This window comes from Mesorhizobium sp. M6A.T.Cr.TU.017.01.1.1 (assembly GCF_004023115.1).
GTDB lineage: Bacteria > Pseudomonadota > Alphaproteobacteria > Rhizobiales > Rhizobiaceae > Mesorhizobium > Mesorhizobium mediterraneum.
This window is the reverse complement of sequence record NZ_RZTA01000281.1, coordinates 1-557: the sequence shown is the minus strand read 5'-3', so window position 1 is coordinate 557 and position 557 is coordinate 1. Positions and strand designations below refer to the sequence as shown.

Below are 557 nucleotides of genomic sequence, written 5' to 3'. Positions count from 1 at the left end.
ATACCCGACCCCGGCCGCAATCAACGTGTTGAGGGTAGCCCACAACAACTGTGGCAGGATCTCCCACGTAAAGTCCCAGCGCCAGTTGAATGTCATGCCCTTCCAAGCCTCCGGGCAACCAAGCGTTCCGCCCAGCGCATCATCGGGGTTATGAGGAACCTGGCAAGGATGTAGTAGATAATCAAAGCTGTTCCAAACGCCTGCGCCGACAGATAGGTCGAGGCGTTGATCTGGCGTGTCTGGAACATGAGATCGGCGACCGAGATGAGGGACACCAGGGCGGTTCCCTTGAGAAGCTCGATCAGGAGATTACCCCAAGGCGGAAGCATGATCGCCAGCGCTTGCGGCAATATGATCCTGCGCATCCTCACGCCCTGCGGCATCGACAGCGCGGTTCCCGCCTCCCACTGTCCGCGCGGAACTGACTCAATGGCGCCGCGCACAATCTCGGCGCCATAGGCACCGATATTGAGGCCGACGGATATGTAGCCGGCGGTGAAGTTCGGAAGCGTTATACCAAACAGCGGCAACACGAAGAAAATCCAATATAGCTGCAC

General features: G+C 58.2%; 1 protein-coding gene. It reads right to left on the bottom strand.

Going from position 1 to position 557, the window contains the following annotated elements; all coding sequences use genetic code 11:
- Positions 1-92: 92 nt before the first annotated feature.
- The coding region (locus EOB36_RS33995) for an amino acid ABC transporter permease (RefSeq protein WP_164897732.1) at positions 93-557 on the bottom strand (465 nt) is incomplete at its 5' end.